Genomic DNA, 13,388 nt, shown 5'->3' with positions numbered 1-13,388 from the left:
AGTACCTGCACTCAGATGAGGGCAAATACTCGGACTACTTGATTTTTTTCACTGCTACCTGTCTTTGCTGGAAAGCCTCGCCACGCCCATTTCGCCACACCTACGATCCATGCATGACACCTAGCTATGGGGGCTTGGCGCTCGAAATTGTAGTACCGGTCTACAACGAAGAAGCGGTACTCGAAAGAAGCATCACAAGGCTCGCCGAATATCTGACGCACGAAATGCCGTCGACGTGGAGAATTACCGTCGCCGATAATGCAAGCACCGACCGAACACCTGTGATTGCCGCTCGACTCAGCGAGCATATGCCGAACGTCAATTACCGCCGGCTTGAGGTCAAAGGCCGCGGGCTCGCCCTGAGAGATGCGTGGGGCGCTTCGGAGGCAAAAGTCCTGGCCTACCTGGACGTTGACCTGTCCACGGATCTTGCTGCCCTGTCGCCCTTGGTTGCACCTTTGCTTTCGGGGCATTCCGACATTTCCATTGGCACTCGGCTAGGCCAGAACTCGAGGGTAAGCCGCGGTCCAAAGCGAGAGTTCATCTCCCGGTCCTATAATTTCCTGCTCCGCCGGACCATGCAGGTGCGCTTTTCTGACGCCCAGTGCGGCTTCAAGGCTATCCGCGCGGACGTTGCCAAACGGCTTCTCCCGCATGTGGAGGACAACGGCTGGTTTTTCGACACGGAGCTCCTGATTATCGCCGAACGGTCCGGACTGCGTATACATGAAATTCCTGTGGATTGGATTGATGACCCGGATAGCCGCGTCAATATCAAACAAACTGCAATTGATGACCTTCGCGGCATGGTCAGGGTGGCCGGATCTTTAGTAAAAGGAGTGATCCCGGTCCAGGCCATTTATGCCGAACTCGGACGGCGGCCAATCGTGCCCATCGACCGGCCGAGCTTCTTTGGGCAGGTCCTGCGCTTTGGCGTGGTGGGGGTCATCTCAACGCTGGCGTTCGCGCTGCTGTACCTGGTTCTGCAGGGTCCCTTCGGAGCACAGGAGGCCAACTTCCTGGCACTGCTCATGACTGCTGTCGGTAATACCGCCGCCAACCGCCGGTTCACCTTTGGCATCAGTGGGCCCGAGAAGCTGTTTACACAACAATTACAGGGACTCATCGTTTTCATGCTGGCTTGGTGCATAACATCGTCTTCGTTGGTCGTCCTGCACGTTGCCAACCCTGAGGCCGCGCCAAACATGGAATTGCTCGCGCTGACAGCCGCCAATATCCTCGCAACGCTGATGAGGTTTGTCCTGCTGCGGCTTTGGGTCTTCCGGGTCCGGCGGAATGGTGAGCGGGCTGCGGTTCGCGCGCTGCGCCCGGCTGGGGAGTCTGTGCGGTGAGTGTTGCCGAGGACAGCCGCGCCGCGGTTACTGCCCAACAGCGCCCTGCCGGCCGGGCAGTTCCGTGGGAGACGATTGGTTTAGCCGTCCTGCTCACAGCAACAGCAGCATCGTTCCTCGTGGGACTTGACCGCAACGGCTGGGCAAACCCCTACTACTCAGCCGCCGCCCAAGCCGGATCACAGGACTGGAAGGCATTTTTCTACGGCTCCCTCGACGCCGGCAACCTCATCACAGTCGACAAGCCACCACTTAGCATCTGGATCATGTCCCTCTCGGTCCGGCTTTTCGGGCTGAACTCCTGGGCCATCCTCGTTCCCCAAGCCCTCATGGGCGTGGCCACAACCTGGCTCATCTACAAAATCATCCGCCGCAGCCACCCTGCCGCGCCGGCGCTCCTCGGCGGCCTCATCTACGCAACCACGCCCGTCGTCGTGCTCATGTCCCGCTACAACAACCCCGAACCGCTCATGGGACTGCTGACCGTCGCCGCCGTCTACTTCGTCATCCGGGCCATCGAGGACAATCAGTGGACCTGGTACCTCCTTGGCGGAACAGCCCTCGGCCTAGCTTTCATGGCCAAACAAATACAAGCCTTCATCCCCATCCCAGCCCTCATCCTCGCCGTCCTGCTCCTCGGCGCAGGGAGCCTGGCATCCAGACTCCTTCGCCTCCTGGGCTCACTCGCCGCCCTCATCATCAGCGGCGGCTGGTGGATGGCCATCGTCGAACTCACCCCAGCACTTGGCCGCCCCTACATTGGTGGATCGGCTGACAACAGTGCATTGCAGCTTGCCGCGGGCTACAACGGATTGGCCAGATTTACCCAGTTCACCAACCAAAACGGAGCTGCCGCAAGCGTTGAGAACCAATCGCTCGTTGATGTTTTTCGCGCAGGTATTACGCGGCTCTTCAACGCTGACTTCGCTTCAGAGTCGGCCTGGTTCCTGTTTCCTGCCCTTTGTTGCGCAACCATTCTCCTGCTCCTTAGGAATTCATCGCAAAGACTCCCGCTATCACCAACCGCGGCAATCGGTTCGATATGGCTGCTTACCGCGTTCGGAATTCTTTGTTTTGCCGGCACCATGGTCCACTCTTATTACACCTTTTCTTTTGCTGCACCGGCGTCAATAGTGCTAGCTGTAGGGCTCCAACAGCTATGGCTTGACAGGCAGCGACCGATTACACGCCTTATCGGATCAGTCGTTATAGCCTCAACGGGCTACATTGGTAGCCGAATTCTGGACTATAGCGACTTCTGGCCATCCTTTCTTGCCCCGATGATCTTGACCTCGGGATTATTAGCGGCACTCCTATGGGCGTTTTTATACCAGATGAAACTGGCGTTGGCCTTGGTTGCAATCGCTTTTGTACTTGGACCAAGCACCACCAACGTGGTGACGATCAACTCGGGGCAGCATGGAACAAATCCCCTGTCCGGTCCGGGTTCCACCGCGGATGGATCTCTCTCACTCAGGTTTGAGGTCGCCCGAGCAGGTGCAGATCCCCGTACACTTCAGATTGCTTTCGGCTCTCCCCCGGATGCCCAAATGGTAAGAGCTTTGAGAAGCGCTGTTCCAGAAGCACGATGGGCTGCAGTAACCATTACGGCCCAAAACGCTGCCCTCTATCAGTTGGAATCACGAAGACCAGTTGCGGCACTCGGCGGTTGGCTTGGCCTGGATCCAGCTCCTACTCTCGAGCAGTTCAAAGCGTTGGTTACCGAAGGGCGTTTTGGGTTTTATATCGATCAGCCGCTGCTATTAGCCGAGCAGAAGGTCGGCAAGGAGACGGGAGCCATCATCGACTGGATCCGGGGAAACTTTGTTCAGTCATCTGTTGGCGCTGAAATCGCATACGACCTAAAACAGCGAAAGACCTAAGCAGAAAAGCCCGCCCCGCCAATGGCGGGACGGGCTTCTGTGCAAGCGGGATTAGCGCTTGGAGTACTGCTGAGCCTTACGGGCCTTCTTGAGACCGGCCTTCTTACGCTCAATGACACGCGCGTCGCGGGACAGGTAACCGGCCTTCTTCAGGGTGGCGCGGTTGTTCTCGACGTCGATCTCGTTCAAGGAACGGGCGATGCCGAGGCGCAGGGCGCCGGCCTGGCCGGAGATGCCGCCGCCGTGGATGCGGGCGATGACGTCGTAGGCGCCTTCGAGATCAAGGATCTTGAAGGGCTCGTTGACGTCCTGCTGGTGCAGCTTGTTCGGGAAGTAGTTCGCCAGCTCGCGGCCGTTGATGGTCCACTTGCCGGTGCCGGGCACAACGCGGACGCGTGCGACGGCCTCCTTGCGGCGGCCAACAGCTGCGCCGGCAACGGTCAGGGCCGGGCGCTCCTTCTTGGGAGCGGCTTCGGCAGCCGAGCTCTCAGAGGTGTAGCTGGTCAGGTTTTCCTCGGCCTCAACGGCCTCGGTGGTCAGTTCTTCGTTCTGAGCCACGATTCTCCTTGTATTAAGTAAGTTGTTTGGTGGCCAGGACTACTGGGCGACCTGGGTGATTTCGAAAGTCTTGGGCTGCTGGGCGGCGTGCGGGTGCTCAGCACCGCGGTACACCTTCAGCTTCCCGAGCTGCTGGGCAGCCAGGGAGTTCTTGGGGAGCATGCCCTTGATGGCCTTCTCCACGGCGCGGACCGGGTTGGATTCCAGCAGTTCCGCGTAGTTGACGGAGGTCAGGCCGCCCGGGTAGCCGGAGTGGCGGTAAGCGCGCTTCTGCTCCAGCTTGGCGCCGGTCAGGGCTACCTTTTCAGCGTTGATGATGATGACGAAGTCGCCCATGTCCATGTGGGATGCATAGGTGGCCTTGTGCTTGCCGCGCAGCAGGATTGCGGTCTGGCTTGCAAGACGACCAAGGACAACGTCTGTGGCGTCAATGACATGCCACTGGCGGTTGATATCGCCGGGCTTCGGGGTGTACGTACGCACGGTGTTTGCCTCGTTCTTGTTCTGGCGTTCTTGTTTAGGTGTCACTAGCTCGTGCACCTACTGTCTGCGCGCTACCGGAACAGAGGTGAGGGCTCTATGTAACCAGTCATCCTGTGGTTCCGAATGTGCACGTTGAGTAGTCATCCTGCAACCGGATTCTCAAGCGGGCACGCACCATCGGAATAGGACACGCACAACGACTACCAAGATTAGCGCGTAAGGGCGTTCAGGGTCAAAATGGGGTAGCCGGACGGCCTCAGCTCCGCCGGCCTGACGGACGCAGGGGGTCGCGGTGTTGGCAACGGGTAATGACGGTTCACTCGATTGGCTCGTCATCGTCGGCATCGGGCTCCTGGGCATCGCCCTCTCCCCCGCCGCCGAGGTACTCATAGCCAAGCAACTTCCGCGGCTGGGCGGCCTGCCCAGCCCTCTAGCGCGAGTCACGACGGCGGCAATCACCGGGCTTGGGTGTGCCGCCTTTGCTTTACGGTTTGGAATTGGATTGGGTTTGCCGGCGTTTATATTCCTTGCTGTTTTAGGGGTGCAGCTGGCACGAATTGACGTCGCACACCACCTGCTGCCCAACCCGCTTGTATTGTTACTGCTCACCGGCGGTCTTTTACTGCTCTTGGCGCCTGGATTATTCAATCAGCAGGCTGACGATTTACTGCGAGCGGTTCTTGGAGCGGTGCTTTTGTTTGCTGGGTACTTTGTTTTGGGACTTATTTCGCCTGGAGGCATCGGAATGGGCGACGTGAAGCTCGCAGCGCCCGTCGGCCTTTACCTGGGGTACTTAGGTTGGAGTCAGCTGCTCTATGGGGGTCTTCTCGGGTTCCTACTGAATGGCCTGGTGGCGATAGTCACCCTCAGCAGAAAAGGCCGGAAAGACGCCACAGAAGTGCCCCACGGGCCCTCTATGCTCGGCGCTACAGCAGCGGTGAGCCTCTTAATCCTGTAGCTAAACCCTGAGGAAATCTTGCCTCCTCCCCCCACGTCGGGCGCCCGCAATCCAAGTAGTGCGCGCCTGTACTCATTTCGTTATTGAGTACTACTTCCGCCTTTCAAGTACGGCCTTTTTACTCGCCTAAAAAAAGTCGAGTACCACTACTCATTGTTGCCGCTACCCTCCGAATGACAATCTCTTCTTAGCGAAATCCAGCCGCTAAAGAATTATGGGGGCAGCTGGAAATTCGTTGAAATCAATATCTATCCATTTCACCGAATTAAAGGAAAATACAATGACTTCTCTCATGGTCTCAATGACTGCTTTCATCGCCGGCATCAAGGATCGGTTTGAATCTGAAAAGGGCGCGACGGCAACGGAGTACTCGCTGCTCATTGCCTTCGTCGCCTTTGCCATCATCGTCGGCGCCGCACTCTTTGGCACCGCCCTCAGCAACTGGTTCTCTGACCTCGGGGTTGTGGTTGACGGTTGGAGCACCGGCCCCGCAGCCCCGGCCCCGGCTGCTTCATAACACTATTCTCCGCCTGCAAGTAGTCGTGCCGCGTCCGCATAACGCGGGCGCGGCACGACTCATTTCCCAATGCTACAAACCGCTCATTATCCAACTGCTATTCACAGGGGGACCCATTGGAACGCAGCGCACCTCAAAGCGACAGGAGCAGCCGCGGCGCCGTTGCCGTTGAATTCGCACTTGTTGCACCCATCCTCCTGGCGCTCCTTGCCGGGATCGTCGAGTTTGCCCATGCCTTCAACCTTCAAATCTCCGTCACTCAGGCTGCGCGAGAAGCGGCTCGAACAATGGCCATCACGAACGACCAGGATGAAGCAGAAGCTGCTGCAGCAAATGGGGCTCCCGGTCTAGACACTGCAACATTTGCATATACCTTCACACCCGCGGCCTGTACGGCCGATGCCACTGTCAATGTGGAAATTTCATATACCACGGACACCCTCACCGGCCTTTTTGGCAGTGGCGTGAGCCTGCTAGGAGTAGGAGCAATGAGATGCGGCGGCTAACCCAAACCTCGAATGACCCCGAGCGGGGCGCCGCAGGCATTGTCGTCGCACTCCTGATGCTAGTGCTTATCGGCGCCGGTGCCCTCGCTGTGGACGTCGGCCAGATCTATGCCGAACGAGCCCAACTCCAAAATGGCGCCGACGCCGGTGCAATAGCCGTGATGCAGGCCTGTCACGAAACAGGTTGCTCGCAGCTTGAAGCCGAAGCGATAGCGGCAGCCCTTGCGGACGGCAATTCCAACGATGAATCATCGACGGTATTTGAGGTTGACATGTCAGTCCCTAACGAAGTGACGGTCAGGACAACTACCCGCGATGGAACGAGCGGCGCGGGCTTCCTGCGGCAGATGTTTTCTTCCGCACTTGATGCCCCGCCGGCAACGGTGGGTGCCCACGCTACTGCCGGTCTCGAGTTCCCTTCTGGTAGCTCAGCATTCCCCCTGGCGATTTCTGATTGTCAGTACGATCTGTCTTCTTCTGCCGCCAGTGGCGAAATTCAACTGATCAAATACAAGCCAGGCATGAGCAGTTGCACATCCACTGCTGGCCACGTCATACCAGGTGGGTTTGGCTGGCTCGATCAAACGGGCAGCGCGTGCCACGCGGAAACTGACAGCGGCGACAACGCAGACTCTGACACTGGCGCTGACTACCCGAGTACGACCGCCTGCGACGCGATCATTCAATCCTGGAAGGACACGATCAACGGCGGGGGGACAGTCATGGGGACCTTCCCGGTTTACGACAACGCGGGCGGCACTGGTGCAGGAGGTTGGTTCCATATCCGCGGATACGCGACCTTCAACATCCAAGGTTGGAAATTCGGTGGCGGCTCCACCGAGCCGAGGACCTTCCGCAACAAAGCACCGCATGTGGCAGACCCCGCGGACGCCTGCACTGATCCGTGCCGCGGCATCATCGGACAGTTCGTCAAATATGTATCCATCGATTCCGGCGGCGGCCTTCCCGGAGTTGGGGTGGACCTGGGGACCTCCAAAATCCGGCTTATCAACTAGCAAGGCAATAACCATTTTCTAAGGGGATCAAAATGAAAACACGCCTACTGGGAGGCACCGCTGCACTACTTGTGGCCATCATAGGAACGGTAATGCTAGTGATGTACGTACAAAACGCAGACAAACGGGCTTTAGCGGGCACCGAAACAGAATCGGTCTACGTCGTTGAGAAGCCCGTTGCCGCCGGCACCACGACCGAGAAACTGACCGCTTCCGTTATCAAGAAGGAAGTGCCGAAACTGGCGCTGGCTTCGGACACCGTATCCAGCTTGGACGATCTTGCCGACAAAGTAACGGCCGTCCCCCTCGTACCCGGGGAGCAGTTGCTTCTCTCACGCATGGTCGACGCCAACTCCCTACTTGGCCCATCTAGGGTTCAGGTTCCCGAGGGGATGCAGGAGCTCACTCTCAAACTCCCCATTGAACGCGTCGTGGGTGGAGTTATCAAGGCCGGAGACACCGTGGGCGTTTTCATTTCCCTTGATGACGCCACCACCAACGCGGCCACGGGGGACGTGATCAGCAAGTCCAGCGGAACTCAACTCACCTTCCACAAAGTCCTAGTCACTGCAGCTCAGTACAGTAACGGCGCGGCGGCGAAGTCAGATACCACAGCCACTGCGTCCACAGATGGCACAACCCCGGCGAAGAAGGAAGCCACCGGCGACGGCACCTACCTCATCACCTTGGCACGTAATTCGGCAGACGCAGAACGAATCGTATTCGCCGCAGAGTTCGGCAAGATCTACTTGTCCAAAGAACCCGGCAATGCCGTTGAAGGCACGGTTGGGGTCGTGGACAAGACGAGGTTGTTCCGATGAGCCGCTTTGTTCTGATCACACCCGATGCTGACTTCGAGCAGAAGACGCGGTTGGCGACGGCAGGCATCCACGGTTCCTTGCAGGCCTTCCAGGCCGATTACCTGCCGGAGGGGCCGCAGGACTTCCTGCGGCAGTTGGTCGGGGAGCCTCCAGAGGTCCTGATCCTCGGCCCAGGACTGCCAGTGGAAGACTCTTTGAAACTGGCCTCGGTCATGGATCTTCAATTCCCTGAGATCAGCGTGGTACTGGTAGTTCCGGAAACCTCGGACGTGGTCATCAAGGCTATGCGCTCCGGAGTCAGGGACCTGCTGGACCCGGGCGCCGATCCCGACGCCATCCGCGTTATGTTGGAAAGAGCCAGTCTCGCTGCTGCCGGCCGTCGTAGAGGCCTAGCTCCGGGGACTTCTGAGCACGCCGACCATGGGAAGGGCGGACGGGTCGTCGCTGTGATGTCTCCAAAGGGAGGCGTGGGCAAGACGACGATTGCTACGAACCTAGCTGTCGGGTTGGCCAAGGCAGCACCTATGGGTGTTGTCATCGTTGACCTCGATCTTCAATTTGGTGATGTGGCCAGTGGGCTGCTGCTCGAACCTGAACACACTATTACGGATGCCGTCGTGGGAGCAGCAAGTCAGGATTCCATGGTTCTGAAGACATACCTCACCGTCCATCCTGCGGGGATCTACGCGCTGTGCGCCCCCCGTAATCCCGTGGAGATGGACAAGATCACCGGCGAACACATCTCGCGGCTGCTCACTCAGCTCAAGCAGGAATTCCACTACATCATCGTGGACACTGCACCCGGCTTGGGCGAACACGTCTTGGCCACGCTTGAACATGCTTCTGACGCGGTATGGGTCTGCGGCATGGATATTCCTAGCATCAGGGGCCTTCGCACGGGGTTCCAGATCCTCGATGAGCTGAATCTCATGCCGGCCCAGCGTCATGTGGTCTTGAATATGGCAGATCGCCGGACAGGACTTACCCTGCAAGACGTCGAGGCAACTATAAACGCGCCCGTTGACGTGGTACTGCCGAGATCCAAGTCGCTACCATACTCGACCAACAAAGGAATTCCGCTCCTCCAAGACGGGAGCCGCGACCCAGCCACGAAGGGCCTGCGGAAACTGGTTGACCGTTTCAAACCCGAATGGGAATCACGAACCCACAAACAGCTGCACAGAAGGGCGGTAGTACAGTGAGCCTCACCGATCGGTTTCAGCAGCTCCGGGGTGAATCTAAACCCTCTCAGGGGCCCAAGGCGGGCAACCCTTTCGAGGGAGCCTTCCAAGCGCCAGCCGCGCCGGCCACCCTGGGTAGGATCCAGGAAGCCAAGACCGCTGAAGCCGCCGCCAGTGCGGTCGTGACCCTGGAAACGCCCCAAACTGCAGCGGGGGCAAGTGACGCCCTCACTGCCCTCAAGGAAAGAGCGAGCCAGGCCCTGTACGAGCGACTCGGCTCACGGATAACGGATTCGTCTCTTGAGGAAGCCGAGCTCCACCAGTTTGTACGCGATGAGTTGAAGATTGTCGTCGACGAGGAACAGGTGCCTCTTTCGGGCGCCGAACGCCAACGGCTGATCCGGGAAATCATCGACGATGTGCTCGGTCATGGACCAATCCAACGCTACCTGGACGATCCATCCATAACGGAAGTCATGGTCAACAGGTTCGACCGGGTTTATGTGGAGCGCCGAGGCCACCTTTTCTTGACCGACACGAAGTTCAGTTCCGATGACGCCCTTCGCAGAGTCATCGAGCGCATTGTATCCAAGGTCGGACGCCGGATCGATGAGTCTTCACCACTGGTGGACGCGAGGCTGGCAGACGGTTCGCGCGTCAATGCCATCATCCCTCCACTCGCCGTGAACGGACCGGCCCTCACCATCCGGAAATTCGGCCGGGACCCGCTCACAGTGGACAAATTGATCGCACTGGGAAGCCTCTCACCAGAGATGGCGGAACTATTAAGGGCGTGTGTCCTCGCGAGAATGAACATCATCGTCTCCGGCGGCACCGGCACTGGCAAGACGACACTTCTGAACGTCCTGTCCTCATTCATCCCGACGGACGACAGGATCGTCACCATCGAGGATGCCGTCGAACTGCAACTCCAGCAGGACCATGTGATTCGGCTTGAGAGCCGTCCTCAAAACATTGAAGGTAAGGGGGAAGTCTCCATTCGCGACCTGGTGCGGAACTCGCTCCGCATGCGCCCCGACCGGATTGTGGTGGGCGAGGTGCGCGGTGGCGAGTGCCTGGACATGCTGCAAGCCATGAACACCGGGCACGACGGTTCCATCTCGACTGTCCATGCCAACACGCCCAGGGACGCAATAGCGAGGCTGGAAACGCTCGTGCTTATGGCCGGAATGGATATTCCGCTGCGTGCAGTTCGCGAACAGGTTGCCTCCGCCATCAACTTGATCGTGCACATTTCAAGGCTCCGGGACGGTACCCGTCGAGTCACACACATCACCGAGGTCCAAGGGATGGAAGGGGATGTGGTCACCCTCCAGGACGCGTTCGTCTTCGACTATTCAGCGGGAATCGACGCCAATGGCAAGTTCTTGGGCAAACCCGTACCAACGGGCGTGCGGCCCCGATTTACGGATCGGTTTGCTGAATTGGGCATACCAATTTCAGCATCGGTATTCGGCGCTCAGATGGCCGGCGGGCCCAGAACAAGGGGGAGGTAGCAGTGATGCAGGAGGTCTCGCCCGCTGTCTTCATAGCCGGACTGTTCCTGGTCTATCTCGCATTGGTCCTGTTCGGTTGGGTTGTCTTCAAGAACACCTCAGCCCTTCCCATGTCACGGCGCCGTCCCGATGTGGTCCCGCATGCAACAGGCTTAAGCCGACTCACTGGGCATGCAGTAGGCGCCCTCAACAAGACCGTCAATGAACGGGGCAACCGCTTCCTAAGCCGCGACCGCCTGGACGAATGCGGGCTCAAGAAGGATCCGGGCGATTACCTACTTATGGGTGGCGTCATTACCCTCCTTGCAGGCGTCATCGGATTCATGTTAGGCGGGAGTGCGACTGCTCTTCTGTTCTCCCTTGTTACGCCGGTGCTGCTTCACCTCGCCTTGAAGTTATTGGCTGCTCGGCGGCGGCGCCAGTTCGATGATCAGGTTCCCGACACACTCCAGATGCTGGCTGGCGGTCTGCGCGCTGGCCATAGTCTGCTCCGTGCCGTGGATGCTGCTGCACAGGAAAATCAGCCGCCGATGTCCGAAGAGCTCAGCAGGATCGTAAATGAAACCCGCATCGGGCGGGATGTGGGAGAGTCGCTAGCAGACGTGTCTCAACGCACGCAGAGCGAGGACTTCGCCGCCATCGCCCAAGCGATTGAAATCCACCGTGAGGTGGGCGGGGACCTGGCCGAAGTATTTGATCATCTTGGTGACACGGTTCGCGACCGAAACCAGGTTCGTGGACAAATTCGGGCACTGAGCGCTGAAGGGCGTATGTCGGCCCTTGTCCTGATGTCTCTGCCAGTTGTGATGTTTCTCGGCCTGACTGCGTTCAACGAGCTGTACTCCAGAACGTTCTACACTACTCTGCCCGGCTACATGATGATCGCCGCCGGCCTCGTCCTCCTGACTCTTGGCGGCCTCTGGCTGAAGAGCCTCGTCAAGCCCAAGTTCTAGAAAGCAGGTGATTGTCGATGCAAGTGATCGCGCACGCCGGGATCCTGGCCATCGTGCTGCCGGTAACACTTATGACGTTTCTCGTATTCACGGGCGATCGGGCTGGGCTTCGCAACATCCAGGCCAATCTGGGCAAGGCAGCAAAGGTGAAACGCCAAGGCCTTAGCGTCAATGAAACCTTGACCGAGATGAGCCAGAGACTGACGCCTCAAGGCTATGCCGGATGGCTGGATAAGCAGCTGGCCGGCGCTGGACGCCCCAAAGAATGGCCACTGGCAAGAATCATTATGATCAAGCCGCTGCTGGCCCTTACTGGTGCCGTACTCGGCTATCTATTTTTCCTGTCGTCCCCAACTGCTCCCAACTTCCTGATCATGGTGGCCGTCACCACTTTGTGCTACTTCGTCCCGGACATCCTCATCAAGAACAGGGCACAAAAACGCCGCGAGGCGATTCGCCTGGAACTGCCCAACGCCTTGGACCAGATGCTGATCGCGGTCCAGGCGGGACTCGGTTTCGAAATGGCTATGGGGCGTGCAGGGAACAACGGCAGCGGCCCCCTGGCAGACGAATTGATCCGCACGCTGCAGGACATCCAAGTGGGAAGGTCCCGCAAGGAAGCCTACTTGGCGATGGCCGATCGGATCGACGTAGCGGACGTGCGCAGTTTCGTTCGCGCGGTCGTTCAGGCAGACGCTTACGGTGTGGCAATCGCGGGGGTACTTAAGGCCCAGGCCTCAGATATGCGGATCAAGCGGAAGCAGCGTGCAGAAGAACACGCCATGAAGATGCCGGTCAAAATGCTGTTCCCGCTGATCTTCTTCATCTTGCCCACACTGTTCATCGTTGTCCTTGGACCCTCCGTGATCAGCATCATGGAATTGTTCTCCGGCGGCACGTTGTGACCCATCGGCCAGCCCCCACTCCTCGATGGCGCCCGTGGCGAGCCTTGGTTGCTGAGGAACATGGCGCAACCTCAACTGAGTATGGCGTCCTCATGAGCTTCATCGTGATTGCAACGATTGCCATCGTTACCCTCTTTGGCTTGGAACTGCAGGGCTGGTTCGACGAACTTACATTCCATCTGAAACTACTGCTGGGCATCCCCTAAGTCGCCTGACGAAATACCGCGCCGTATTGGCGCCCATAGACCGGACCCCCTCGGCACCCAGAACCGAGGGGGTCCGTTTGTGTGCCCACCACAGGGATTCCCAGCATCAGCACAGCTAAAACCAAGCAAAAGCGCAGGAAAAGTGCGGGAGTGAAAGCGTTTGCGCAGAATGCTCCAAGATCCGGGATTAGGGCCAATTCCGCTTGCTAACTTCGTTTCAGTGCTGGTGCAGGACCAGCCATCCGTCTCGCACAGGAGTCTCAAATGCTTTCTCTTTACACCAACCTCATGGCCCGCCTCCGCACCGACGAAAAGGGCGCCACCGCCGTTGAATACGGCATCATGGTCGCACTCATCGCCGTGGTCATCATCGCTGCCGTCACCCTCCTCGGTGGCACCCTCGACGACCTCTTCACGGACGTCAAGACCAAGATCGCCCCGACCGCTCCGGCCACCGGCGGCACCGGCACAGGTTCCTAACAAGCCACTCCCCGACCGCGGTTCCGGCTACCCCCCATATCGGAACCGCCCC

The 13,388-nt window shown here is 58.7% G+C and carries 14 protein-coding genes; 12 read left to right on the top strand and 2 right to left on the bottom strand.

The window, feature by feature from the left end:
- The first annotated feature begins 113 nt into the window (after positions 1-113).
- Together AC5RUO_RS04950 and AC5RUO_RS04945 are read left to right on the top strand one after the other, a co-directional pair.
- Positions 114-1,352, top strand: a complete 1,239-nt coding sequence (locus tag AC5RUO_RS04950; protein ID WP_494102946.1) for a bifunctional glycosyltransferase family 2/GtrA family protein — start codon at positions 114-116, stop codon at positions 1,350-1,352.
- Complete coding sequence (locus tag AC5RUO_RS04945) at positions 1,349-3,235, top strand: ArnT family glycosyltransferase (RefSeq protein ID WP_494102945.1); 1,887 nt, start codon at positions 1,349-1,351, stop codon at positions 3,233-3,235. Before AC5RUO_RS04950 ends, AC5RUO_RS04945 begins: the two co-directional genes overlap by 4 nt.
- Positions 3,236-3,286: 51 nt before the next feature.
- On the opposite strand, the gene rpsI is transcribed toward AC5RUO_RS04945, so the two are convergent.
- Both rpsI and rplM read right to left on the bottom strand, forming a co-directional pair.
- Positions 3,287-3,793: a 30S ribosomal protein S9 gene (rpsI, locus tag AC5RUO_RS04940; RefSeq protein ID WP_058266545.1), complete on the bottom strand. Its 507-nt coding sequence runs from the start codon at positions 3,791-3,793 to the stop codon at positions 3,287-3,289.
- A gap of 39 nt (positions 3,794-3,832) precedes the next feature.
- Entirely contained in the window at positions 3,833-4,276 is a 444-nt protein-coding gene (rplM, locus tag AC5RUO_RS04935; RefSeq protein ID WP_009358699.1) for a 50S ribosomal protein L13, read from the bottom strand.
- 292 nt (positions 4,277-4,568) lie between these two features.
- Between rplM and AC5RUO_RS04930 the strand changes: the two genes are divergently transcribed.
- The 10 genes from AC5RUO_RS04930 (at position 4,569) to AC5RUO_RS04885 (ending at position 13,336) form a co-directional block, all read left to right on the top strand.
- Positions 4,569-5,234: a prepilin peptidase gene (locus tag AC5RUO_RS04930; RefSeq protein ID WP_494008901.1), complete on the top strand. Its 666-nt coding sequence runs from the start codon at positions 4,569-4,571 to the stop codon at positions 5,232-5,234.
- 280 nt (positions 5,235-5,514) lie between these two features.
- On the top strand, positions 5,515-5,751 hold the full coding sequence (locus AC5RUO_RS04925; RefSeq protein ID WP_494008902.1) for a Flp family type IVb pilin: 237 nt from the start codon (positions 5,515-5,517) through the stop codon (positions 5,749-5,751).
- Between the two features lie 116 nt (positions 5,752-5,867).
- Positions 5,868-6,257, top strand: a complete 390-nt coding sequence (locus tag AC5RUO_RS04920) for a TadE/TadG family type IV pilus assembly protein (protein ID WP_494008903.1) — start codon at positions 5,868-5,870, stop codon at positions 6,255-6,257.
- Positions 6,245-7,273, top strand: coding sequence for a TadE/TadG family type IV pilus assembly protein (locus AC5RUO_RS04915; RefSeq protein WP_494008904.1), 1,029 nt, complete (start codon positions 6,245-6,247; stop codon positions 7,271-7,273). Before AC5RUO_RS04920 ends, AC5RUO_RS04915 begins: the two co-directional genes overlap by 13 nt.
- Before the next feature lie 32 nt (positions 7,274-7,305).
- Positions 7,306-8,094: a Flp pilus assembly protein CpaB gene (gene cpaB, locus AC5RUO_RS04910; protein WP_494008905.1), complete on the top strand. Its 789-nt coding sequence runs from the start codon at positions 7,306-7,308 to the stop codon at positions 8,092-8,094.
- Positions 8,091-9,296 carry a CpaE/TadZ family protein gene (locus tag AC5RUO_RS04905; protein ID WP_494008906.1) on the top strand — a complete coding sequence of 402 codons (1,206 nt, stop codon included), beginning with the start codon at positions 8,091-8,093 and terminating at the stop codon, positions 9,294-9,296. Before cpaB ends, AC5RUO_RS04905 begins: the two co-directional genes overlap by 4 nt.
- A complete protein-coding gene (locus AC5RUO_RS04900) occupies positions 9,293-10,792 on the top strand; it encodes a TadA family conjugal transfer-associated ATPase (protein ID WP_494008907.1) in 1,500 nt (499 codons plus the stop codon). The genes AC5RUO_RS04905 and AC5RUO_RS04900 overlap by 4 nt, the downstream gene beginning before the upstream one ends.
- A 5-nt stretch (positions 10,793-10,797) precedes the next feature.
- Positions 10,798-11,745: a type II secretion system F family protein gene (locus tag AC5RUO_RS04895; RefSeq protein WP_494103378.1), complete on the top strand. Its 948-nt coding sequence runs from the start codon at positions 10,798-10,800 to the stop codon at positions 11,743-11,745.
- Positions 11,746-11,762: 17 nt separating this feature from the next.
- Positions 11,763-12,650, top strand: coding sequence for a type II secretion system F family protein (locus AC5RUO_RS04890; RefSeq protein ID WP_494008908.1), 888 nt, complete (start codon positions 11,763-11,765; stop codon positions 12,648-12,650).
- A gap of 470 nt (positions 12,651-13,120) precedes the next feature.
- Entirely contained in the window at positions 13,121-13,336 is a 216-nt protein-coding gene (locus tag AC5RUO_RS04885; RefSeq protein WP_494102944.1) for a Flp family type IVb pilin, read from the top strand.
- The last annotated feature ends 52 nt before the right edge of the window (positions 13,337-13,388 follow it).

The organism is Arthrobacter sp. Y3221087, from assembly GCF_059089905.1.
The sequence above is the reverse complement of the archived record's forward strand: the minus strand, read 5'-3'. Positions and strand labels throughout refer to the sequence as shown.

Coding starts and splice junctions, on each gene's coding strand:
- AC5RUO_RS04950 (WP_494102946.1), top strand. CDS start 114: ATGACACCTAGCTATGGGGGCTTGGCGCTCGAAATTGTAGTACCGGTC.
- AC5RUO_RS04925 (WP_494008902.1), top strand. CDS start 5,515: ATGACTTCTCTCATGGTCTCAATGACTGCTTTCATCGCCGGCATCAAG.
- AC5RUO_RS04915 (WP_494008904.1), top strand. CDS start 6,245: ATGCGGCGGCTAACCCAAACCTCGAATGACCCCGAGCGGGGCGCCGCA.
- cpaB (WP_494008905.1), top strand. CDS start 7,306: ATGAAAACACGCCTACTGGGAGGCACCGCTGCACTACTTGTGGCCATC.
- AC5RUO_RS04905 (WP_494008906.1), top strand. CDS start 8,091: ATGAGCCGCTTTGTTCTGATCACACCCGATGCTGACTTCGAGCAGAAG.
- AC5RUO_RS04895 (WP_494103378.1), top strand. CDS start 10,798: ATGCAGGAGGTCTCGCCCGCTGTCTTCATAGCCGGACTGTTCCTGGTC.
- AC5RUO_RS04890 (WP_494008908.1), top strand. CDS start 11,763: ATGCAAGTGATCGCGCACGCCGGGATCCTGGCCATCGTGCTGCCGGTA.
- AC5RUO_RS04885 (WP_494102944.1), top strand. CDS start 13,121: ATGCTTTCTCTTTACACCAACCTCATGGCCCGCCTCCGCACCGACGAA.